Consider the following 21,547-nt stretch of genomic DNA (forward strand, 5'->3'; position numbering starts at 1 on the left):
ATGTTTCTGGCTATGTAGTCCTGAGTGATTTGAGAATTTAGTTAAGCAGTTCCGGGCATCGGTACAATAGGGCAGACTTGTGCGTCGTGCGCTGACAAAGCTGTCGCTATTCTGGCGGCAAGCCGCGCGTTGTTGCGGACCAGAGCAATATTTGCGGTCAGTGAACGTCCCTCGGTCTGCTCGAAGATTCGCTGCAACAGATAGGGTGTAACTCCTTTTCCCGTGATCCTGTGAGCGTCGGCATCAGCTTGTGCCGCCGCGATGATTGGGGCCAATTCCTTGGCAGGAATCTGATCAGCATCGGGAATCGGGTTTGCCACCAGTTGCCCACCCGGAATGCCCAAGGCGCGGCGCATGGCATGTGCCTTGGCGATTTCCTCGGTGCTGTCCATACGCAGTGGAGCTGCGAGGGGAGATTTGGCGGACCAGAACGCGGGAAACTCGTCCTGACCGAACGCGATGACCGGCACGCCTAAAGTTTCGAGAACTTCCAGAGTTTTGGCCAAATCAAGGATCGCCTTTGCCCCAGCAGCGACAACCGTAACCGACGTTTGTGCCAGTTCATGCAGATCGGCGGAAATATCAAAGGTCGTTTCCGCCCCTTGATGAACACCACCTATACCTCCGGTGGCAAAAACTTCGATTCCAGCGAAACGGGCAGCAATCATCGTGGCGGCAACAGTCGTCGCACCAGTCCCCCCACCGGACATGCAGGCCGCCATATCCGCACGCGAAATTTTGGCAACTCCCTGAGCGCGACCCAATTCTTGCAACTGTTCGGACTCCAAGCCCACGTGCAACTTGCCATTGAGAACGGCCATCGTGGCAGGCACAGCACCTGCATCGCGGATGTCCTGTTCGACTTGTGCGGCCACCTCGATGTTCTGCGGGTGGGGCATGCCATGAGTAATAATGGTGCTTTCCAGCGCGACAATCGGTTGGCCAGCTTCTTTGGCGGCTCGAACTTCGGAGGAATATTGAATGTCGATCACAGTGGTGTTTCTCCGGAAACGTAAGTTGCGGCGGCTTTCAAGGCTCGGCTTAGCGCCATGGCCTCATCTGCTCCGCCGGATTCGGCGGCAATATGAGCAGCCATGAAAGTGTCGCCCGCGCCGGTAACGCGGGTCACCAAAACAGACGGAGGTGTTTGGGTTAAAACTCCCGATGCTGATGCGACCGTTGCCGAGTTGCCGCCATCGGTAACCAAAACGCGTAGAGCGCCACGATCCAACAGACCTTTGGCCGCGCTTTCTGAATCGGTGAAGTCCCGCTGACACAGTAATCCCGCTTCCTCGAGATTTACATATAGCGTCGCTCGGGCGTGCTTCAGAAAAGGAAGCAAGCGCTCAGCCTTTCCCGGAGAGGCCGGAGCCACGCGTAGATCGGCCCGGGCAAAAGCAGCGCCTTGAGCGATTTCTTCAAGCAAGTCCTGTGTCAGATTACCGTCCAGTGCGATTTGGCCTTCGAATGGAGCGTTCTCATGTCCCAATGGTCCACGGATTACAGGATGCAAAATCTTCCGCCCTGCAGCCTCAAGCGAGTGCGCATCAGCAATCGCAGCAATTAGGCCGTTGGCGCCTTCGACAGCCATGTAACGATCGGTTGGCAGGTCTTGTGAGCGGTAAATGTAATCCGTCACCATGCCGAGACGGGAACAGGCACGGACCAATTCATCGCCCTCGGGATCGCGGCCCACATTCGTCAGAAGCGTAGGGGTCATTCCAAACCGAACAAGCGTCATTGCGATATTCAACGCCACGCCACCGGGTAGGCGGGTGATCCGACCCGGCACGTCCGATCCATGGCGCATGGCGCTGGCTGAACGGCCAATTACGTCCCAGAGAACGGAGCCGATACACAGAATGTTTCTGTTCTGTCTCATGAAGTTGTCATGCCGCAGGCCTGGTTAAGGCGCAAGTCAGAATGGATAATTTCAGGCTTGGTTCAGCCGATTGCTGCGACAAGCGTGTTCAATTCGATCAGCGGATCATCTTTAGACCAAATTTCATCCCCTATACCAAAGAAATCTGTGCAGGGTGCCAGATCGCGCATCAGACTCGGTGTAAGGCCGCCTTCAGCCACAACAGGAACTTCGATCATTTCCGACCACCACTGAAACAAATCGCGTTCTGCGCGCGTTCCGTCGCCCAAATTTTCGCCGCCAACCGGACCAAATGCAACATAGTCTGCCCCGGCCTCACCTGCCGTCATGCCATCATGGTTGGATACGCCGCAGAAACTACCGACGATTGCGTCCGGGCCCAGCTCTTTGCGTGCCGCGCGTACGGATCTTGCACCGTCATCCAGATGCACGCCATCCAAGCCTAATCTTTGCGCCAGCAGTAAATGGTTTGAAATCACCAGCGCGACATCGTGGGCGTGCGCAACCTCGCGACAAGCATCCGCCGCCCTTGCGATCGCCTCTTCGTCATTGCCCGCCAGCGCCAAACGTATACAGGCGATTTCAGCCCCGTCCAAAACGCGCGCCAACTGGTCCGGGAAAGTGCTTAGCGTTATCGCCGGAGGCGTAATCAGGTAAATCTGCGGCTGCTCGGGGGGTTCCATCGGGGTCCTTTGCTTTTTAGTCTCTGGCGGGGTTTAGCGGATTGCAGCGGCGAAGCAAACTTTTATGGCGATGTGTTTGTGAATTGCACTCTAAACGCCTTGCTCTGTTGCAATGCGCCGACTACAGCAGGCGTGGTTTTAATTAGGTGAGCTATGCCCAGCGACAAATCCCAGCCTTCATTCGTCCTTGTACGCCCGCAGATGGGCGAGAATATCGGTGCCGCTGCGCGCGCGATGTGGAATTTCGGGCTGGACAGGATGCGGGTTGTTGCGCCTCGCGACGGCTGGCCCAACCCAAGGGCAGTGGCAATGTCGAGCGGGGCGGGTCGACTGCTGGACGAAGCTCAGTTGTTCGATGATCTTTCCGGAGCTCTTGGCGACCGCACTTATGTTTTTGCAACGACTGCACGACAACGTGGTCTGACCAAGCCCGTTTTCAGCCCAGAAAAAGCGATGCGGATCGCGGCAGAGAAAGTGGCAGACGGTGAGAAGGTTGCGGTATTGTTTGGTCCTGAACGGGCCGGTCTTGAAAACGAAGATATTGCCAAGGCCAACGCGATCATCTCAGTACCCGTTAATCCGGAATACGCTTCGCTGAACTTGGGGCAATGCGTATTGTTGACTGCTTATGAATGGATGCGTCAGACGGGCGATGTGGTTCATGAGTCGACTGATTTGGGCAAAGGCGACTGGGCAACAGGCATCGAGGTCGAAAAACTGGTTGAACACTACGAGGATCGGCTGGAGGAAGCAGGGTTTTTTTACCCGCCTGAAAAGGCCGAAGGCATGAAGGTCAATCTTCGCAACCTGTGGTCGCGCATGCGGATGACCCGCGCAGACGTTCAGATGCTACACGGGATCATGCGTCAGATGGTCCGGTGGAAGGACAAGGGCTGAGGCTGGACCTCAGGCACCCTTGGCCCTAGCTTGCACAAAAAATTGTGACAGATGAGGACGGCATGAGCGGCAAGCGCAGCATCTTCGAAGAAGTCTCGGAAACCGAAAAACAACAGACCGTTCAACCTGGCATGATCGACAGGGGGCGCGGCGGAGCTAGGCAGGCCATCCGGGTCTGGTTGATGGTCCTGTTCGCATTGGTCGTAGTGATGATTGCCGTGGGCGGCCTTACCCGCCTGACTGACAGTGGCTTGTCGATAACCGAGTGGCGCCCCATAACCGGAGCGATCCCGCCATTGAACGAAGCCGATTGGCAGGCGGAATTCGAAAAATACAAACAAATCGACCAATGGCGTATTCAAAACCAGTGGATGGAACTGGATGATTTCAAATTCATCTACTGGTGGGAATGGGGCCACCGACAGCTAGGTCGCGTTATCGGCTTGGTTTGGGCAATTGGTTTTTTCGGGTTCCTTTTAGCGCGGAAAGTCCCAATAGGTTGGACTGGTAAACTTTTGATTCCAGGAGCTTTGGGTGGTTTTCAGGGTGCGGTCGGATGGTGGATGGTAGCATCTGGTGTGACGCAAGGCGAAGGAATGATCGCCGTCGCAAGCTATCGCCTTGCTGTGCATCTGGGTTTGGCGTTCGTCATTCTCGGCTTCCTGGCATGGTACATCTTTGAACTTGGGAGGGATGAACGTGACTTGATGCAAGCACGTCGATCGAAGGAAACAAAGTTGTCTTCATTGTCCACAGGGTTGATGCACTTCGCTTTCCTTCAGATTCTTGTCGGCGCTTTGGTCGCCGGTATAGATGCCGGGCGAAGCTATACAGACTGGCCCTTGATCGGCGGCCAATTATTGCCACCGGATGCAACCATTCTGGACCCGATGTGGCGAAATTTCTTCGAAAGCCCTGGGTTGGTTCAGTTTGTCCATCGATGCTTGGGATACCTGCTTATTATTTTCGCGTTTGTGGTTTGGCGCAAGGGCAGCGCAAGCGCACATCTCCAGACCCGATTTGCATTTAACGCAGCCTTTGCAGTTCTGTCCCTACAAGTCGTCGTTGGTATTATGACCGTTATCTATGCAGCGCCGTGGCAGATTGCTATCTTTCATCAATTTCTTGCGGTCGTTGTTTGGACGCTAATATTGCGAGCCCGTTTCCTAACAGCTTATCCAATAGCAACTTCGCTTCGTGGAGCATAACCCAATGACAGCTTTTGAAGACCTGATGGCCTATCAGCGTGAAACTTCTGCCTTGAACCAAATTGCAGGTCGATTGGGGTGGGATCAGGAAACGGTTATGCCTCGCGGCGCCGCTCCGCAACGGGCTGAAGAGATGGCGGCGATCGAAGCGGTCTTGCACGCGCGTCGATCTGATCCGCGCGTGGCAGAATGGTTGCACGAGGCCAGAGCGGAAAGCGAAGCAGGTAAGGCTCAACTGCGGGAAATCCAACGGGCATATGACCGTGCCGTAAAGGTGCCCGCAGATTTGGCAACGACGATCGCACGCGTTACATCCTCGGCTCAGGGCACATGGGCGCAAGCTCGGGCGGATGAGAACGTCGGAGCATTTCTGCCAGTTTTGGAGGAAGTAGTATCGTTAAAGCGTGAAGAGGGCGCGGCATTAGCGCAGGGCGGAGATATCTACGACGCGCTTGTCGAAGACTATGAGCCGTATACAACTGGAAGTCAGATTGCGACCATCTTTGATCAGATGAGGCCGCGCCTTGTCGCTTTGCGTTCGGCAGTTCTGGATCGTCCTGAACCGCAATCACTCAGCGGCGGTTTCGATGAACTGGATCAGATGCGTTTGTCACAGAAACTGGCAATTGCGTTCGGTTACGATCTGAACAGGGGGCGAATAGACAAGGCAGTGCATCCATTCAGCTCTGGCAGCGGTTCGGACGTTCGTATCACAACCCGCACCAGTAAAAGTGACCCTTTCAACTGTTTTTACTCGACCATTCATGAGGTTGGCCACGCAGCTTACGAACAGGGTATCGATCCGGCTTTTGCGTTGTCCCCGCTGGGCCGAGGTGTCTCGATGGGCGTTCACGAAAGCCAAAGCCGTATATATGAGAACCAACTAGGGCGGTCGCGGGCCTTCACAGGATGGCTTTACGGGCAAATGGTCGAAGTATTCGGAGATTTCGGAATTGAAGACGCTGACGCGTTTTATGCAACGGTAAACCGCGTACACAACGGATATATCCGAACGGAGGCGGACGAGGTTCAATACAACCTTCACATAATGCTTCGCTTTGACCTTGAGCGGGCCCTGATGGAGGGCGACTTGCAGGTTAGTGACCTTGAAGCCGCTTGGAACGAACGCTTTCTGGCAGATTTTGGTTACGCAGTGGACAAACCTTCAAACGGGTGCCTGCAGGATGTGCATTGGTCGGTTGGCCTGTTCGGCTACTTCCCGACTTATTCATTGGGGAACGTTTACGCTGGGTGCCTATATGAGGCGTTACGCAACGCGGTTCCCGATCTGGATCTGCAACTTGCCCAAGGTGACACATCGGGTGCTACTGACTGGCTGCGCCTGCATGTTCAACGACACGGTGGGCTTTATGCTCCACGTGAAGTCATAACCCGGGCGAGCGGCTTTGAGCCGGGTCCAGAGCCATTGATGAACTATCTCGAACTAAAATTCGGAGAAATTTACGGGCTTTGAATTCGCCAAAAATTTTCGGTTGCATGACATGGTCAGCGCGTGTTGTGCTTAACGAATTCATGCGGGTTTAAGAATTGAATACGCGCAAGATGACTTCTTCGCACAGCGACAAATACGCCTTGCTTGCATTACAGTTGCGCGCTGTCACTGTAACAGGCGCTCGGTAAATTCCCATTCGTTCTACCTCCGACGCAAAGGGGATTTGCGTTTTGAGGAATCGCTTTCCGTAGGTTCTTTTCATATCTTCAATCGTGTGTCGGTGCAGTGTTTTCGTCTTTTGCACCATAGAAAAAAAGCAAAGAAGTTTTTTTATTGAAAGATCGTTTTTTTTTTAAAGAACTTCACCAATTGGTGGAAGGTGCGCTGTGACAGGGTCGATGGAATAACCGGTACAAGGATCGCGTCGGCCGTGCGCAATATGTGTTCGGCAAAAAGCGACAAGTTCGGCGGGCAATCCAGCACGACGACTTCATAGTCGAATTGGACGCCCGACAAAGCTCTATCCAAAGGGGATTTTCGCTCGCACATCTGTGACAAAAGGATGTCAAAGCCACGATAGCTCTGGTTCGCCGGTAACACATCAAGATTTTCAAAATCGCTTTCTCGAATGGCTTGATTCAGCCGCTTTGTGTCATCAAAGAACCGTGCATTTGTAAGTGACTTCGACGGCTTGAGGCGAAAATAAAACCCCGAAGCCCCTTGAGGGTCGAGATCACACAGTAACGTCCGGACGCCAGCCAAGGACAACGAATAAGCCAAGTTGACCGCTGTCGCAGTTTTACCTACACCGCCTTTGTTGGAATAACAGGCAATGACCTTCATGTCGGATCGCCTCTCAAACACCCCAAAACGAAACATAAATTAACTTAATGCCAGAGTTTCGGTGAGTATCGCGCGATATGTCAACGTGGTGGTTGTAAAAATCCGGTGTTTCTTAGGTATTCGACAAAGCTTTGCGCCAATTAGGATAAACCAACGCACCAAAATCGAATTTGTTCTGCTTCTGTTGCTTTATTCTTCCGCGTCCTCATCGCCTTGATCAGCAATCCACGCAACGCTGACGACTTCTTCGCCTTTGCCAGTGTTGAATACCTTGACACCGCCAGCCGAGCGCGAACGGAAGGAAATTCCTTCGACGGGCACTCGGATCGACTGTCCTTTTGACGTCGCCAACATGATTTGATCGTCGATTTCAACAGGGAACGACGCAACAAGCTCGCCGCCGCGCATTGCTTTGTCCATGGCTGCGACACCCACTCCGCCGCGCCCACGGACCGGATAGTCGTGGCTGGAGCTTAACTTGCCCGCGCCGCCAGCTGTGATCGTCAGTATCAAGTTTTCGGCTGCGGACATTTCGGCATAGCGGTCTTGCGGCAATACGCTGTCAGCATTGCCTTCATCCTCATCAGTTTCGGCCTCGTCTGTCACTCCGGCCATCAAACGTCGCATTTTCAAATAGGCGGCTCGCTCGTCCGAGGAGGCTTTGAAATGGCGGATCACCGACATCGACACAACACGGTCGCCGTTAGACAGTTTTATTCCTCGCACACCTGTGGATTTACGCCCTTTGAAGACACGCACCGCAGTAGTCTGGAACCGAATCGCGCGACCCGAATTGGTGACCAGCATCACGTCGTCATCTTCGGAACAGATACGCGCGTTAACCAGTTCGACGCCGTCAGGCAAATCCATAGCAATTTTGCCGTTACGTTTTACATTAGTGAAATCACTTAGCGCGTTCCTTCGAACGTCTCCGGCGCTGGTGGCAAAGACGATTTGCAGGTTATCCCATTCATTATCCGGTACATCCACAGGCATGATGGCGGCGATAGAAACACCCGTGGGGATTGGCAGAATATTTACGATAGCTTTGCCTTTGCCGGTGCGCCCAGATTGCGGCAGGCGCCAGGTCTTGAGCTTGTAGACCATCCCATCGGTGGTGAAGAACAACAGCTGTGTATGGGTATTAGCAACGAAGAGGGTGGTGACCACGTCTTCTTCCTTGGTCTGCATTCCCGATAGACCTTTGCCACCTCGCTTCTGAGCGCGGAAATCTGCGAGAGGGGTACGTTTGATGTATCCGCCCGATGTGACTGTCACGACCATGTCTTCGCGCTCGATCAGATCCTCGTCTTCCATGTCGCCAGACCAATCGACGATTTCGGTGCGTCGGTCGACGGCGAACTGGTCGCGGACGTCGCGCAGTTCGTCTGCGATTATTGACATAATTCTTTCGCGAGATGACAAAATATCCAAGTATTCTTTGATCTTGGCAGCCAGTTCTTCCAGTTCGTCAGTAACCTCTTTGACACCCAGTTGCGTAAGGCGCTGAAGACGCAAGTCAAGGATGGCGCGAGCCTGAATTTCAGTCAGGTTATAAGTGCCGTCGTCGTTCATTTTGGACAAAGGATCGTCGATCAGACGTAGATAACCTTCGATGTCCGCAGCAGGCCAACGGCGTGTCATGAGCTTTTCGCGCGCTTCGGCAGCATCAGCAGAGGAGCGGATCGTAGCAACCACTTCGTCCACATTCGAAACGGCAACGGCAAGGCCACACAATATATGGCTTCGTTCGCGTGCCTTGCGCAGATCATACGCGGTACGACGGGCGACTACATCCTCGCGGAAATCAATAAACGAAGTCAGGAACCGTCGTAGAGTTAGCTGCTCGGGACGCCCACCGTTCAGCGCCAACATGTTGCAACCAAAAGATGTTTGCATAGGCGAAAAGCGATACAGCTGGTTAAGCACGACCTCGGGGGTCGCGTCGCGTTTCAATTCGACAACTACGCGTACACCGTTGCGGTCGGATTCGTCCTGTACATGGCTTACGCCCTCGATTCGCTTTTCACGAACAGCTTCAGCGATCTTCTCTATCATTGCGGCTTTGTTCACCTGATAGGGAATTTCATCCACGACGATGGCGTAGCGATCTTTACGCAGTTCTTCGACCCGTGTTTTTGAGCGGATGATAACACTACCGCGCCCCTCCAGATACGCCTTACGAGCGCCGGACCGGCCTAGCATCACACCCCCGGTCGGAAAATCAGGCCCGGGGACATATTCGATCAATTGTTCAGACGTAAGATCCGGATTGTCGATAAGAGCCAACGTGGCATCTATCACTTCACCAAGATTGTGCGGTGGTATGTTCGTCGCCATACCCACGGCGATACCACCTGCGCCATTGACCAACATGTTCGGGAAACGCGCAGGAAGGACAGTCGGCTCTTTGTCCTTGCCGTCATAATTGTCCTGAAAATCGACTGTTTCTTTCTCGATATCCGCAAGTAGAGAGGCCGCCGGTTTGTCCATGCGCACTTCGGTATAGCGCATGGCTGCGGGGTTATCGCCATCCATCGAGCCAAAGTTGCCCTGACCATCCAACAGCGGCAGCGACATCGAGAAATCCTGCGCCATTCGCACTAGCGCGTCATAAATCGCGCTGTCGCCATGCGGGTGATATTTACCCATAACGTCGCCGACTGGGCGCGCGGACTTACGATAGGCCTTATCGTGCGTGTTCCCGGTCTCGTGCATCGCATAAAGAATACGCCTGTGCACGGGCTTCAGTCCGTCACGCAGATCGGGGATCGCGCGGGACACGATAACGGACATCGCGTAATCCAGGTATGATGTACGCATCTCGGATTCGATTGATACCGTGGGACCGTCGTAAACAGGGCGTTCCGGCGGTGTTTCATCCATGTTTTCAGGAATTTCTGGCGTATCGCTCACGTAAACTGCCCGTTCTTTGTGCAGGGTCTATATCTTGTGGATGCACCTTATCAGACCTGGCACATAAGGTGCAAGCAAGCAACAGTTCTGTGTGCAAAAAACCCCGTAACATCAGAGTAACATATTGTTAAGTAAGAATTAGGTGGTCGACGTGTTACGCTAAAGGGACCTGGCAAAAAAATCGGAGGTCTGCATGCAGCAAAGCGAAACCGAATTGATGCTCAAAGGCTATGGACTGACAACAGCTGAATTTTTCTACCATATGCCTGACTACATTCATGTCTTGAACACGTTTGTTTGGCAGGAATACGATCTGGCACCTGATCACCCAAAACTATTCGATTTCATCGATTTTTGGCAGAGAGAGATCGAAGGGCCGCTGCATTCAGTGCGGTTTACACATCGCAAAATGATTGCGCCAGGCGAATGGCGAAATGTAGTGGGCGAATTCAGGGTCAACTGAACGGTCAACAAATGATATTCAGCCTGTGCTTTGCAAGGCCTGTTACCTTTTCACGGATGTGGGTTATTGTGTCGATCAAACCGATGATCCAGTCAGGAATCGTATCATGTACAGAGTACTGTTTCTTATCTTCGCAGCCTGCATCAGTAGCCCTGCATCCGGACAAGGCCTGCTAGACAAAATCAAAAAAGGCGCCGAAAATTCAGCCGATGCTGTAGGCCGCGGGGCGGAAACAGTCGGAAACACAATCCAAAAAGGTGCCACCGCTGTCGACCAGACAATCGACTCCACCACTGAACTTTTGTCAAACGAGGCGACACCGGAAGAAACGCGCGTCAAGTTGGACGCTATGGCCGACCAAATACTGAACCAGCTGCTTGCTGAAAACCCAGAAGCGAGCTCGTTGTATGAAATTGCTGCGGGGTATGCCGTATTCGACTCTCGCAAGGTTACGGTGTTTCCGGTCTCGGCTGGCTATGGGCGCGGCGTAGCTGTTTCAAAGGTTACTGGACAGCACACGTATATGAACATGGGTTCTGGCGGTGTAGGTGCGGCCGTAGGCATCGGCGGATTCGAATCAAAATTCGTGATCATGTTCGAAACGCCTGCGGACCTCGAGAATTTTATTACTTATGGATATGACGCGACTGCTGAAACGGGTGCGATGTATGGCGATGAGCGCACGGCCGAAACCGTAAGGTTCACTGATGGACGCTCTTTCTTTGTTTTGAATAAGAAAGGGTGGAGGGTTTCAGCGGGTGCCTCCGGAACGAAATTCTGGAAATCTCCAGAATTGAACTGATCAGCCTGAGCAGCTGGCGCCGCCCAATACGCAGAATTTGGCGCAATGCGGGTGGTTCAGGTGCACATCTTCTTCGGCTTCGGCCAGGGTTGTTCCCATCTCGAACTCTGGGGAATAAGGAAGCAGAGTACAGGCCGAAACTGTTGGCTTTTTTGCGCCTTTGCGTTTTATTACCATTCGTGAACTGGCACACATCACCGCTTCAGGCGATTTCCCTAAAATACTCCAGCACTTGGTGGTGATTTCAGGGACTTCTACAGTTTCGTCCATCTCGGGAAAAAGAACTGTCTTCGACGGATCATTGGCATCGATAGAAAATCCGTATTCAGAGAAAAAGTTAGCGTATCCGATTCGACTGTCTTTTTCGGAATCGCCCCAGACTGACCGTCCTGCAACCGCCATATTAAAACCGTTGTCGCGCAGCCATTTCATTCCGCTAACCGTTTTCGCAAAACTGCCGCAGCCGCGTTCTTCGTCGTGAAGATCCGGCCTGTAGTGATCGACCGAAATTCGAAGTGTAAGCTTGGGGCCGTATTCACGACGCAGCTCCAGAAGACCGGTGCGCATCTTTTTTCGCATCATGGGTGCCATAGCGTTTGTGAGGATCAGCACCTCGTACCCGCGTTCTAACGCGGCTCGAGCTATTTCTATCATCTCAGGGTTCATAAATGGCTCGCCACCAGTGAATCCGATCTCACGTACAGGCCAGTTTCTGGCTTCGATCTGGTTGAGGTAGTCATTCACTTCGGCAGCGGAGATATAAACCAACGCGTCATTGGTTGGGCTACTGGCAATGTAACAACTAACGCATTCGATGTTGCAAAGCGTTCCGGTGTTGAACCAAAGCGTTTTGGGATTGGTCAACGCAACTGACGCCCTAGTCTGACCATCTGCAGTTACCAATTTGTTGCGAAATTTGCCAATATTGGCAGTCTGAGTGGCAGTGTCTTTCATTATAGATTCCGGTTCGTTGCAACGGTTCGACAGGTCTAATCGTTTGCTGCCTAAGGTGAAAGACAACTGCGCCGGTTCTGACAGAGTTTTGATGAGTGGGAACATTAAATATGATTGCGCTAACATTGGACATGGCCAAGGGGGTAAGGTAAGGAAAAGTCATGGTTTCTCGCGTCATACCTGTCGACCCGTTCGATCTGATCATATTCGGTGGCACCGGCGACCTGGCGCAGCGCAAGATATTGCCGGCAATGTTTCGTCGTTTTTGTGCGGGGCAATGGCCAACTGACGCCCGTATCATCGCGATTGCGCGACGAAATCTCGATACTGAAACGTTCCGCGATATGGTGGCGGAACAGTTGCGGGGTTTGGTGCCTGCAGACGATGCGTCAGCGCTTAGCAGGTTCTTCGAGTGCCTTGACTACCTTCGACTAGATGCCCACCGCGAAGACGGCTGGGATCAGCTCGCTAAGATGGTTCAGAGTGATCGTATTAGGGCATTCTATTTTTCTGTGGGACCAGAACTTTTCGGCCCACTGGCAGAAAGACTTCACAAGAACGGTCTTACCAACGAAACGACAAGGATCGTTGTGGAAAAGCCATTTGGTCACGACTTAGCCAGCGCCAGAAGCCTGAATGCGACGCTGGCGACGCATTTCAAAGAAAGTCAAATTTACCGAATTGACCATTACCTGGGAAAAGAGACTGTTCAGAACCTGATGGCCGTTCGGTTTGGCAATATGCTTTTTGAACCACTATGGAACAGCCAGTATGTCGACCACATTCAGATTACTGTAGCAGAAACCGTCGGAATCGATGGGCGGGAGGAGTACTATGAACACGCAGGGGCAATGCGTGACATGGTCCAGAACCACTTGATGCAATTGTTGTGCCTGATCGCAATGGAGCCACCTGCCAAGTTTGATCCTGACGCAGTTCGGGATGAGAAACTGAAGGTGATCCGCGCGTTGGATTTGGTAGAACCGCATCACATTGTGCGCGGGCAGTTTTTGGCAGGACCACAGGGGCCGGGATACCGAGATGTGGTTGGAAATCCACGCTCAACCACTGAAAGCTATGTTGCTCTGCGCACTCATGTAAGCAACTGGCGGTGGGCCGGGACTCCGTTCTATTTGCGAACAGGCAAAAGGCTGGTTGCACGGTCCTCAGTAATCAATGTGATGTTCAAGGATGCACCGCATTCGATTTTTGGCGAAGACGCTGGGCGCCACGCCAACGTATTATCGATCCGGCTGCAGCCAAACGAAGGCATCACGCTCAAAGTGACGATCAAGGAACCGGGTCCGGGCGGGATGCGTTTGGTGGATGTCCCTTTGGACATGAGTTTCGCCGAAGCGTTGGGGCCGGAAAATCAAGATCCTCCGGGCGCGTATGAACGGTTGATCATGGACGTTATTAGGGGAAATCAAACACTTTTCATGCGCGGGGACGAGGTTGAGGCGGCGTGGGCTTGGACCGATCCGATAATCGCCGGATGGCAAGCACGTGGTGATGTCCCTAAACCTTATGACAGCGGCAGCACTGGGCCCGGCGACGCCGAGTTGCTGATGAAACGTGATGGTCGCCATTGGCAAGGAATAAAGCCATGAATTTTCAGGAATATCCCGACCGCGACATGCTGGCAATAGATGTTGCCAACGCGCTGGCCGGTGACATCGAGTCTGCGCTTTTGCACAATGAAAAAGTTGCCTTGGCGGTTCCCGGTGGAACCACGCCAGGGCCGATATTTGACGTTTTGTGTGCCGCTGATCTGGAATGGGAACGTGTACGGGTAATGCCCACAGACGAAAGATGTGTGCCAAACGACGATGCACGTTCAAACGAAAGGTTGATCCGTGAAAGGTTGCTGACCAACAGAGCATCGGTCGCGGAGTATGTCCCACTCTATGTATCCGGACGGAACCCCGAAGATGCACTGGCCGAGATTGAAACTCTGATTGCACCGGTTCTTCCGCTTTCGGTTTTGGTGCTCGGAATGGGAGAGGATATGCACACCGCTTCGCTTTTTCCGGGGATGCTGGGCTTGGAAGCTGCACTGGACAGCCACGCGCCCATCCTTTCGATCGCTCGAACCGAGGTGCAGCCGGAGCCGCGCATAACCCTTACGGCACCGGTGTTGGATGGGGCTTTGTCCAAACACCTGGTCATCTTCGGCGCATCCAAGCGCGAAGCGCTGGACCGAGCAATGGGCCTTCCGCCCGAGGAAGCACCAATCGCAGCTGTACTCAGCGGCATGACCGTACATTGGGCGGAGTAGTAAACATGCAATTGGAACCCTTGAAAACTTTGGCAGCAAAACATTCAAACCGACGCATTCTGGATCTGTTTGAAACCAACGGGGATCGCGCTCAGAAATTCTCGGCTTCGACTGGGGAACTGCTGTTTGACTACTCCAAAACCGGAGTTGACGACGAAATCCGGTCTTCGTTGATCCGTCTTTGCGATGAGGCTGAGCTTGCTGAACGCCGTGATGCCATGTTCGCGGGCGAAAAAATCAATGAAACTGAGGGTCGGGCGGTGCTTCACACCGCACTGCGTAACCTTGACGGAGGTCCCGTCAGAGTTGATGGGCAGGATGTTATGCCCGGTGTTCTTGAAACGTTGCAACGCATGCGCGTCTTTGCGGAAGAGGTCCGGGGTGGCACGGCAAAAGGTGCAGGGGGCAGCTTTACCGACGTCGTTAATATTGGGATCGGGGGTTCTGATTTAGGTCCTGTGATGGCTACTCACGCGTTATCACCATATCATGACGGACCACAGTTGCATTACGTCTCGAATGTGGATGGCGCCCATATTGCGGATACTTTGCGAGCACTTGATCCAACACGAACACTGGTTATCGTCGCTTCAAAAACTTTTACAACAATTGAAACCATGACCAATGCGCGCACGGCGCGCGCCTGGATGGTTGATGGGGGTGGCGATCCGGCACGTCAATTCGCGGCAGTTTCCAGTGCCTTGGACAAAACAGAGGTTTTTGGGATCCCTTCAAAGCGTGTCTTCGGGTTTGCCGATTGGGTTGGTGGCCGATACTCGGTTTGGGGACCAGTAGGCTTGCCGGTAATGATCGCTGTGGGCTCAAACGCTTTCGACTCATTTTTGCGCGGCGGACAGGCCATGGACCTGCATTTTCAATCGGCGGAGTGGATTGAAAATTTGCCGGTCATGTTGGCTTTGCTTGGCGTCTGGCATCGACAGGTATTGGGCTACACAAGCCGGTCAGTCTTACCGTATGACCAGCGCTTGCTGCGCTTACCCGCCTATTTCCAGCAATTGGAGATGGAGTCGAACGGTAAATCTGTCGCTATGGATGGAAGTACGCTGACTATTCCTTCGGGGCCTGTCGTTTGGGGTGAGCCGGGCACCAATGGGCAACATGCGTTTTATCAACTGATTCATCAGGGTACCGACACAATTCCGTGTGAATTCATGGTTGCGGCTGAAGGGCACGAGCCGGAACTGGCGCATCATCATCGCCTTTTGCTGGCCAATTGCCTTGCGCAATCCGAAGCCTTGATGCGCGGTCGAACATTGGATGAAGCGCGAGCCCAAATGATGGAAAAAGGTTTGCAGGGCGACGAACTGGAAAGGCAGGCGCGTCATCGCGTGTTTTCGGGTAACCGACCATCCACTACCCTGATCTATCCAAAGCTCACACCATTTGTTCTTGGTCAGATCATTGCACTTTATGAACACCGCGTGTTTGTCGAAGGCGTCTTGCTTGGCATCAACTCTTTTGATCAATGGGGCGTCGAATTGGGCAAGGATCTGGCGACTTCGCTTGGTCCGATTGTGGATGGACAGGTTAGTGCTGATGGCAAAGACAGCTCAACTGCAGAATTGGTTGCTTATGCCTTGCGGCACCGCGATTGAGCAAAAACTGCAAAAGTTGCCAGCGATCAAGTGATTGCGCATTCTCTTATTGTCAGACAATTAATTCCTTGGCAGGTTCAATGCCAAGGAAACGCCTGTTGGAAGCTCGGAAATATTCGTGAACTTCACAGGCACAAGGTGTGGCGCGTTCGAAAGGACAATTGCGCCAACAATGGGAGGACGTCCATGCTGGGACAGATGATGACGCAGCCATTGCTGATTTCGTCACTGATTGATCACGCCGAACGCTATCACGGTGGCACCGATATCTATTCGGTTGAAGGGGGCGGAAATGTCACTCAGACCAGTTGGGCACGAGTTGCGGAAAACGCCCGACGGTTAGGGTCGGCCTTGACTGCGCTTGGCCTGCAACCACAGGATCGTGTCGGGACGTTAGCGTGGAACAACCGGCGGCATCTTGAGATTTACTTTGGTGTGTCGGGCGCTGGTTTCGTTTGCCACACGGTCAACCCAAGACTGTTTCCCGAACAACTGACATATATTATCAACCACGCACAGGATAAGGTGCTTTTTTTTGACGCAACATTTCTACCTCTTGTAGCTGCGTTACATGAACAACTGAGCGAAGTTCAACATTTCGTTTTGATGGGGCCACGAGATGAAGCGGTCCTTTCTCAGGTGCCTGACGTGAAATTCTACGACGAGTTGATCAGTTCTGGGGACCCGGGCTTTGAGTGGCCCACTTTCGATGAGAACACTGCGTCGAGCCTTTGCTATACCTCAGGTACAACTGGCAACCCCAAAGGTGTGCTATATTCACACCGCTCGACCTTGTTACACAGCTTTGCCTCAAACACACGGGATGTTATCGGGTATTCGGCTATGGACACGGTTATGCCGGTCGTCCCAATGTTCCATGTCAATGCATGGGGATCGCCGTATGCATGCGCCATGTCGGGTTCGAGGATGGTTCTGCCGGGTCCCGATTTGCATGGTGAGGCGCTGGTAAACCTAATCGACACCTATGGTGTCACCTTAGCTATGGGTGTACCGACCATCTGGCAGGGGCTTTTGGCGTTTGCGGCCAAATCCGGCTCAAAGCTGACGACTCTTGAACGGACGGTTATCGGTGGTGCAGCTTGTCCGCCATCAATGATCGAAACATTCCGCGAGAGATACGGCGTCGATACGGTTCACGCTTGGGGTATGAGCGAAATGAGCCCGCTCGGTACCACAAACTATCCGATGGCAAAGCACGTTGATTTACCTATCGAAGAGCAGCATAAGCTGCGCGAAAATCAGGGACGTCCACCGTACGGCGTCGAGTTAAAAATCGTTGACGATGACGGCAACGATCTGCCGCACGACGGAGCAACACAAGGTGACTTGATGGTCCGAGGTCATTGGGTGTTGAATAGTTACTTCCAAATGCAGGATCAGCAATTGCTGAGCGACGGTTGGTTCGCAACCGGTGACGTCGCCACATTGGATTCTGACGGATACATGACTATCCGGGACCGGTCCAAAGATATCATAAAATCAGGGGGGGAATGGATCAGTTCGGTGGAGTTGGAAAACATCGCCGTCGCACATCCTAAGTTGGCAACTGCGGCGGTCGTCGGCGTACCACACCCGAAATGGGATGAAAGACCACTTCTAGTTGCCGTAAAGGCAGAAGGTGAAGAGCCCAGCGAGGGCGAGTTATTGGAGTTCTTCGACGGCAAGATTGCCAAATGGCAAATACCGGACAAAGTTGTTTTCGTGGATGCGTTGCCCCTGAATGCAACCGGCAAAGTCCTAAAACGCAACTTGCGCGCCGACTTTGAGGATGCCCTGAACGGGTAAAGTAGAAAGATGGCTCCGGCGGTAGGGATCGAACCTACGACCAATTGATTAACAGTTAATTGATAGATCGTAATCCGGGTTCGTCCCACCCCATCCGCTACGAACCACTATTTCCATATAATAAAGGGCTTTGCCCTCTTGACTGATTGTCCGTCTGCGTCCATTTGGATGGGTGTGGGATCGCCCACATCCGGGCTTTTTATTCGAGACGCAAAGAGTTTTCTGCGTTGGTTGGTAGCTCAGGATTACATTGAGCATAAATTCTTGATGGCATTCGAGGACACGATCAAGAAGCGCAAAGTGGAAGTTGACCACCGCATCTATTCAGCCCTTGAAGTCCGGGCGCTTTATAATGCTGCCGATCAGTTCTCGCCCCAATGGCGGGACTTCTTGCGCTTCCAGCTATTGACTGCTCAGCGTCACGCAGATGTCGCCCGGATGGAATGGCAACATGTTGACCTAGCCCAACACACTTGGACCCAACCCGCCAATCGGACCAAGAACGGTCGTGCCCACATCGTTCATCTTTCCGCCCCCGCGCTGGAAATACTGAAGGCGATGCAGCCCCAAGTCGGGAAGGCGAGGGGGCTTGTGTTCACTACGACCACCGGGGGAGCCATGCACCATAACAACGAGCGCAATAAGGCTTACTTCCGTAACGCCCAAGTCGAGCATGGGGGGCGCCACGCTTTCCGGCACACCATGGTAACGTTGCTCGCCCAGTGCGGGCACAGTGAAGATGTTGTTGATATGGCCCTCGGCCACGCCCGGAAAGGTGTGAACGCGGTTTATCAGAAGTTTCAGTACTTGGAGCAGCGAGCCGACGCCCTGGACGATTGGGGTCAGATCGTTATTGGCCAACGGGACGCAATGAAAGTACTGAGACAACACCGAGGAACAGGGTAAAGCTAATTCGGTCAGTCCGTTGGTAAACTCAGTAGATATGCCAGGATCTTATGCTCTGCCGGGCTGCCTGGCGACTTGCTATAACCGTTTAAAACTTGAAACACCGTCGCTCTCGAAACGCCGATCTCTCGCGCCAAGTCGGCGGCGCTAATGCCGTTCTGATGCATTAACCAGCGACACATGATCAGACCCCCGGCGCGGTCGGCCATCACTTGATCAAAAACCCCCAATAACCCGGCAGCCTCCTCTGCCAGGGTGTTGAGTTGTACAACCAATTCGGACACCCGGTCGATCTTTTCCTCATTCAATTTTCGCCAATTCGTGAAATCAGATGCGTCTTTCAATATTGCTGCCGCCCTAGCGAGCTCCATTGCGAGGTCTGGGTTTGAAAAAAGATACATGAATTTCTTAATAGTTAGCTAATTAAGTACAGTCAATTCCACTTTCTTCTGTCTAATACATTGTAAGCTTACAATGTCTAGTTCACTATTAAATTGATTTCGGGCGTTGTTGCCAGAAATTTAAAAGGAAAAAGAATTATGGAAGACTTGAAAACAAATCAAACCCCAGAGGAAGAGAAAATCAATCTTCCTGAGGAACCCAAATTCGAACCCCAACCTTTCGGCGGTCCCGGCTCCACAATGCCGTTCCTGCGGGAAGCCCTGGAGTTGTCGCGAGAGGTGAACAACGAAATGGCGACCAAGGCCAAGCGGGAATTGGCCTTGATCGAGCTGACGGGATATCTGGAGGGTTTAGACCAAAACTCTAACGCAATGCACGTGCTGGGCATCATTCAAAACGTTATCCCTAAGTCTCAGTTAAATCGGATCTACCCGCCAAACAAAGGCGTCAAGGCGCTTAACAAGCAATTTCGTCGCGCGATGATCGGCCTGATCCTCATTCAGAATGGGAAAGACGTCAAAAGGGGCGGTTGGCCCGATGTCGAATACGTCCTTCACAATAAAAAAGGAAAACGGGTCATTTCCGTAAGCGAGCGTCGAGCGACCGAGTATCGCAAGCTGGCTTATCAATTCTTTGGGGATCGCCTTCGGCAGAAGGCCGAAGAGATCAGGGCCCAAAAGGCAGAGGAACGGAAGGTCAATAGACAAAAAGAGAAATAATTTTCCTCGTTTTTGTCTACCGATGTTTTCGTCCAGCCATGTCTATCTATGCGTGCTTTTGTTTACTGGAGTGAAACCATGACTGATCAAGTCGCAAGCCATGCGGTTATGTCCCGGCTAGGAGTAGACCGCGCGTCGAAACACCAAGGGGAGACCCCTTGGATGAAACACGCCTTTGTAAAACCGCAAGATGATCGGTTGTTGGGGCTGCCAGAAGTCAAAGATAAAGTTGGGCTTGGCAGGTCCGCCATTTATGAACGTATCCGAGAAAACACTTTCCCCGCCCCGGGAGCAGACAAAGGCAGGAGCCTTTGGTCTTTGCGCGAAATAACCGCTTGGCAGCAATGGCGGTTGGCTCAGCGCGGGGGCGCTTATGGAAAATCTTGAGCTCGTACCGTACCAATCGCGCGCGATGGGGGAATTGGCGGAAAAGCCCGCCGCTTTCCTTATCGCCCCGGCAGGGAGCGGCAAAACCGCTGTCGTCGGCAGATTGCTCACTTTAGAGGACGCGCCTTCGAGGGCCGTCTACCTGACCCTTTCAACCTTAAAGGAACAAACCGCGAGAGAATTGCGCAGTTGGTCAAAAAGGCGGGTAGGGGTCATGTATGGCCGAAGGGGTAATCAATTGCCCTCCGGCGTTGAGGTGATCGTCTGCAATTACGAAATCGCTACCGCCCGTCGCTTTGAGCTGCGGGCGTTTTTGGAAAGCGACCCGAATTCGCTATTGATCTGTGACGAATGTCAAAGGCTGGTCAATCCGGATGCCAGGATAACGCGAACCGTTTTAACCGATCCGGATGCGCTATTCTTCAGCTCCGGGGCGTATATTGGGATGAGCGCAACGCCGTTCCCGAATTGGTTGGCGGATGCTGCCCCGCATTTCTATGCCATGACCCATAGCGAAACGCTGGAGCCTACTGGTGTATTTCGCGCGGAACCGACCGTGCATGGCATTCGGGAAGTTTTTGCGGAATTCCGGCCGTTAAAGCCTCGGGGTCGGCGTATCGTTGGCAACAAAAGATTATGCGATTTCCAACGGTTGCTGTCACAAGTTGAGGTAAGGGTTTCTGCTCAAGAGGTCGAGGATCAGTTGCCCAGGATCATTACCCGGCGTTTTGCGCTGGGCGATCACAAGATTGCGGACGCAGCTATCAAAGCGGAAAGCAGCCTTGCAAAGATTGGGATCGATATCGACAGTGCTGATCTGGATTTGCTTGAACAAACCAATTCTCCGGAATTGCACGTCGCAAGGCGATCGGTTGGGTTGTTGAAAGCGCAAGCGTACTGCGAACTTGCCAAAGCCGAGATCGAAGCTGGGGACACCCGGCAGCGGGTGGTGTTCTATCATCATGTTGCGGCTGGGGAGTTGATGGCGGCAGAGTTGGGCTGGCCCCGCTTTGGGGGCGATGTGAACCAACCGGGCAAAAAGAAAGCACTTGGAGCTTTCAAGAAAGAAGGTGCCCCGGGGATATTGTTGCAGCTGCAATCCGGTGGAACCGGGTTGGACTTGCCCGAAGGAGAGATTGCCGACTTTGTTGAGCTTCCCTGGTCCCCCGCCAGCTATTACCAAGCGACGCGCCGCATAGCTCGGCTTTCGTCAGAACATCCCCGGGTGTTGGTCCGGATAATGTTCGTCCCGGATACGCTTGATCAACGCGTCAGCCAAATTCTGTCCCTCAAAGGCCAAGGGCTGCGAGCGGTCGGGCTGGAGGCATAACC

General features: G+C 53.1%; 20 protein-coding genes and 1 tRNA gene. 13 read left to right on the forward strand and 8 right to left on the reverse strand.

Going from position 1 to position 21,547, the window contains the following annotated elements:
• Nucleotides 1–41 precede the first annotated feature (41 nt).
• The 3 genes from AC2FNV_RS03265 to AC2FNV_RS03275 all read right to left on the reverse strand — a co-directional run bounded on the left by AC2FNV_RS03265 (nucleotide 42) and on the right by AC2FNV_RS03275 (nucleotide 2,565).
• A complete protein-coding gene (locus tag AC2FNV_RS03265) occupies nucleotides 42–992 on the reverse strand; it encodes a pseudouridine-5'-phosphate glycosidase (RefSeq protein WP_170607771.1) in 951 nt (316 codons plus the stop codon).
• Nucleotides 989–1,882 (reverse strand): PfkB family carbohydrate kinase, encoded by an 894-nt coding sequence (locus tag AC2FNV_RS03270; RefSeq protein ID WP_170477704.1) that lies wholly within the window; start codon nucleotides 1,880–1,882, stop codon nucleotides 989–991. The genes AC2FNV_RS03265 and AC2FNV_RS03270 overlap by 4 nt, the downstream gene beginning before the upstream one ends.
• A gap of 62 nt (nucleotides 1,883–1,944) precedes the next feature.
• The gene (locus tag AC2FNV_RS03275; RefSeq protein WP_170610946.1) at nucleotides 1,945–2,565 is read right to left on the reverse strand and encodes a thiamine phosphate synthase; all 621 of its coding nucleotides are present in this window, start codon (nucleotides 2,563–2,565) and stop codon (nucleotides 1,945–1,947) included.
• Between the two features lie 153 nt (nucleotides 2,566–2,718).
• On the opposite strand from AC2FNV_RS03275, the gene AC2FNV_RS03280 reads away from it, so the two are divergent.
• From AC2FNV_RS03280 to AC2FNV_RS03290, 3 genes are all read left to right on the forward strand, one after another.
• The gene (locus AC2FNV_RS03280; RefSeq protein ID WP_170607775.1) at nucleotides 2,719–3,462 is read left to right on the forward strand and encodes an RNA methyltransferase; all 744 of its coding nucleotides are present in this window, start codon (nucleotides 2,719–2,721) and stop codon (nucleotides 3,460–3,462) included.
• Nucleotides 3,463–3,524: 62 nt separating this feature from the next.
• Nucleotides 3,525–4,670: a heme A synthase gene (gene ctaA, locus AC2FNV_RS03285; RefSeq protein WP_170607894.1), complete on the forward strand. Its 1,146-nt coding sequence runs from the start codon at nucleotides 3,525–3,527 to the stop codon at nucleotides 4,668–4,670.
• A gap of 4 nt (nucleotides 4,671–4,674) precedes the next feature.
• The gene (locus AC2FNV_RS03290; protein ID WP_170607777.1) at nucleotides 4,675–6,144 is read left to right on the forward strand and encodes a carboxypeptidase M32; all 1,470 of its coding nucleotides are present in this window, start codon (nucleotides 4,675–4,677) and stop codon (nucleotides 6,142–6,144) included.
• Between the two features lie 309 nt (nucleotides 6,145–6,453).
• Here AC2FNV_RS03290 and AC2FNV_RS03295 read toward each other — a convergent pair whose 3' ends face one another.
• On the reverse strand, nucleotides 6,454–6,966 hold the full coding sequence (locus AC2FNV_RS03295; protein WP_496772397.1) for a ParA family protein: 513 nt from the start codon (nucleotides 6,964–6,966) through the stop codon (nucleotides 6,454–6,456).
• Between the two features lie 189 nt (nucleotides 6,967–7,155).
• Nucleotides 7,156–9,852, reverse strand: a complete 2,697-nt coding sequence (gyrA, locus tag AC2FNV_RS03300) for a DNA gyrase subunit A (RefSeq protein WP_170607896.1) — start codon at nucleotides 9,850–9,852, stop codon at nucleotides 7,156–7,158.
• A 223-nt stretch (nucleotides 9,853–10,075) separates the two neighbouring features.
• Between gyrA and AC2FNV_RS03305 the strand changes: the two genes are divergently transcribed.
• Nucleotides 10,076–10,345 (forward strand): usg protein, encoded by a 270-nt coding sequence (locus tag AC2FNV_RS03305; RefSeq protein ID WP_170477691.1) that lies wholly within the window; start codon nucleotides 10,076–10,078, stop codon nucleotides 10,343–10,345.
• Between the two features lie 106 nt (nucleotides 10,346–10,451).
• Entirely contained in the window at nucleotides 10,452–11,147 is a 696-nt protein-coding gene (locus AC2FNV_RS03310) for a lipid-binding SYLF domain-containing protein (RefSeq protein ID WP_170477688.1), read from the forward strand.
• Here the strand turns inward: AC2FNV_RS03310 and AC2FNV_RS03315 are convergent, their stop codons facing one another.
• Entirely contained in the window at nucleotides 11,148–12,101 is a 954-nt protein-coding gene (locus tag AC2FNV_RS03315) for a radical SAM protein (protein WP_170607780.1), read from the reverse strand.
• A gap of 161 nt (nucleotides 12,102–12,262) precedes the next feature.
• On the opposite strand from AC2FNV_RS03315, the gene zwf reads away from it, so the two are divergent.
• From zwf to AC2FNV_RS03335, 4 genes are all read left to right on the forward strand, one after another.
• Complete coding sequence (gene zwf, locus AC2FNV_RS03320) at nucleotides 12,263–13,711, forward strand: glucose-6-phosphate dehydrogenase (protein WP_170477683.1); 1,449 nt, start codon at nucleotides 12,263–12,265, stop codon at nucleotides 13,709–13,711.
• Nucleotides 13,708–14,379, forward strand: a complete 672-nt coding sequence (pgl, locus tag AC2FNV_RS03325) for a 6-phosphogluconolactonase (protein WP_170477680.1) — start codon at nucleotides 13,708–13,710, stop codon at nucleotides 14,377–14,379. The genes zwf and pgl overlap by 4 nt, the downstream gene beginning before the upstream one ends.
• Before the next feature lie 5 nt (nucleotides 14,380–14,384).
• The gene (gene pgi / locus AC2FNV_RS03330; protein ID WP_170607781.1) at nucleotides 14,385–15,995 is read left to right on the forward strand and encodes a glucose-6-phosphate isomerase; all 1,611 of its coding nucleotides are present in this window, start codon (nucleotides 14,385–14,387) and stop codon (nucleotides 15,993–15,995) included.
• Between the two features lie 186 nt (nucleotides 15,996–16,181).
• Complete coding sequence (locus AC2FNV_RS03335) at nucleotides 16,182–17,801, forward strand: long-chain-fatty-acid--CoA ligase (RefSeq protein WP_170607783.1); 1,620 nt, start codon at nucleotides 16,182–16,184, stop codon at nucleotides 17,799–17,801.
• Between the two features lie 10 nt (nucleotides 17,802–17,811).
• Here AC2FNV_RS03335 and AC2FNV_RS03340 read toward each other — a convergent pair.
• Nucleotides 17,812–17,880, reverse strand: a tRNA-Asn gene (locus AC2FNV_RS03340).
• Between the two features lie 59 nt (nucleotides 17,881–17,939).
• Between AC2FNV_RS03340 and AC2FNV_RS03345 the strand changes: the two genes are divergently transcribed.
• Entirely contained in the window at nucleotides 17,940–18,707 is a 768-nt protein-coding gene (locus tag AC2FNV_RS03345) for a tyrosine-type recombinase/integrase (RefSeq protein ID WP_217371829.1), read from the forward strand.
• 11 nt (nucleotides 18,708–18,718) lie between these two features.
• On the opposite strand, the gene AC2FNV_RS03350 is transcribed toward AC2FNV_RS03345, so the two are convergent.
• Nucleotides 18,719–19,108 carry a helix-turn-helix domain-containing protein gene (locus tag AC2FNV_RS03350; protein WP_170607787.1) on the reverse strand — a complete coding sequence of 130 codons (390 nt, stop codon included), beginning with the start codon at nucleotides 19,106–19,108 and terminating at the stop codon, nucleotides 18,719–18,721.
• Between the two features lie 138 nt (nucleotides 19,109–19,246).
• On the opposite strand from AC2FNV_RS03350, the gene AC2FNV_RS03355 reads away from it, so the two are divergent.
• The 3 genes from AC2FNV_RS03355 to AC2FNV_RS03365 all read left to right on the forward strand — a co-directional run bounded on the left by AC2FNV_RS03355 (nucleotide 19,247) and on the right by AC2FNV_RS03365 (nucleotide 21,545).
• On the forward strand, nucleotides 19,247–19,828 hold the full coding sequence (locus tag AC2FNV_RS03355; RefSeq protein ID WP_170607789.1) for a hypothetical protein: 582 nt from the start codon (nucleotides 19,247–19,249) through the stop codon (nucleotides 19,826–19,828).
• A 78-nt stretch (nucleotides 19,829–19,906) separates the two neighbouring features.
• Nucleotides 19,907–20,215, forward strand: a complete 309-nt coding sequence (locus AC2FNV_RS03360) for a helix-turn-helix transcriptional regulator (protein WP_217362396.1) — start codon at nucleotides 19,907–19,909, stop codon at nucleotides 20,213–20,215.
• The gene (locus AC2FNV_RS03365) at nucleotides 20,202–21,545 is read left to right on the forward strand and encodes a DEAD/DEAH box helicase (protein WP_170607791.1); all 1,344 of its coding nucleotides are present in this window, start codon (nucleotides 20,202–20,204) and stop codon (nucleotides 21,543–21,545) included. The genes AC2FNV_RS03360 and AC2FNV_RS03365 overlap by 14 nt, the downstream gene beginning before the upstream one ends.
• The last annotated feature ends 2 nt before the right edge of the window (nucleotides 21,546–21,547 follow it).

The organism is Ruegeria sp. BHSA163 (assembly GCF_059613365.1).

What these genes read in the sequence shown, in the direction of transcription:
- AC2FNV_RS03270 (WP_170477704.1), bottom strand. Translation starts at nt 1,882, where the DNA reads ATGAGACAGAACAGAAACATTCTGTGTATCGGCTCCGTTCTCTGGGAC.
- AC2FNV_RS03275 (WP_170610946.1), bottom strand. Translation starts at nt 2,565, where the DNA reads ATGGAACCCCCCGAGCAGCCGCAGATTTACCTGATTACGCCTCCGGCG.
- AC2FNV_RS03280 (WP_170607775.1), top strand. Translation starts at nt 2,719, where the DNA reads ATGCCCAGCGACAAATCCCAGCCTTCATTCGTCCTTGTACGCCCGCAG.
- ctaA (WP_170607894.1), top strand. Translation starts at nt 3,525, where the DNA reads ATGAGCGGCAAGCGCAGCATCTTCGAAGAAGTCTCGGAAACCGAAAAA.
- AC2FNV_RS03290 (WP_170607777.1), top strand. Translation starts at nt 4,675, where the DNA reads ATGACAGCTTTTGAAGACCTGATGGCCTATCAGCGTGAAACTTCTGCC.
- AC2FNV_RS03295 (WP_496772397.1), bottom strand. Translation starts at nt 6,966, where the DNA reads ATGAAGGTCATTGCCTGTTATTCCAACAAAGGCGGTGTAGGTAAAACT.
- gyrA (WP_170607896.1), bottom strand. Translation starts at nt 9,852, where the DNA reads ATGGATGAAACACCGCCGGAACGCCCTGTTTACGACGGTCCCACGGTA.
- AC2FNV_RS03305 (WP_170477691.1), top strand. Translation starts at nt 10,076, where the DNA reads ATGCAGCAAAGCGAAACCGAATTGATGCTCAAAGGCTATGGACTGACA.
- AC2FNV_RS03310 (WP_170477688.1), top strand. Translation starts at nt 10,452, where the DNA reads ATGTACAGAGTACTGTTTCTTATCTTCGCAGCCTGCATCAGTAGCCCT.
- AC2FNV_RS03315 (WP_170607780.1), bottom strand. Translation starts at nt 12,101, where the DNA reads ATGAAAGACACTGCCACTCAGACTGCCAATATTGGCAAATTTCGCAAC.
- zwf (WP_170477683.1), top strand. Translation starts at nt 12,263, where the DNA reads ATGGTTTCTCGCGTCATACCTGTCGACCCGTTCGATCTGATCATATTC.
- pgl (WP_170477680.1), top strand. Translation starts at nt 13,708, where the DNA reads ATGAATTTTCAGGAATATCCCGACCGCGACATGCTGGCAATAGATGTT.
- pgi (WP_170607781.1), top strand. Translation starts at nt 14,385, where the DNA reads ATGCAATTGGAACCCTTGAAAACTTTGGCAGCAAAACATTCAAACCGA.
- AC2FNV_RS03335 (WP_170607783.1), top strand. Translation starts at nt 16,182, where the DNA reads ATGCTGGGACAGATGATGACGCAGCCATTGCTGATTTCGTCACTGATT.
- AC2FNV_RS03350 (WP_170607787.1), bottom strand. Translation starts at nt 19,108, where the DNA reads ATGTATCTTTTTTCAAACCCAGACCTCGCAATGGAGCTCGCTAGGGCG.
- AC2FNV_RS03355 (WP_170607789.1), top strand. Translation starts at nt 19,247, where the DNA reads ATGGAAGACTTGAAAACAAATCAAACCCCAGAGGAAGAGAAAATCAAT.
- AC2FNV_RS03360 (WP_217362396.1), top strand. Translation starts at nt 19,907, where the DNA reads ATGACTGATCAAGTCGCAAGCCATGCGGTTATGTCCCGGCTAGGAGTA.
- AC2FNV_RS03365 (WP_170607791.1), top strand. Translation starts at nt 20,202, where the DNA reads ATGGAAAATCTTGAGCTCGTACCGTACCAATCGCGCGCGATGGGGGAA.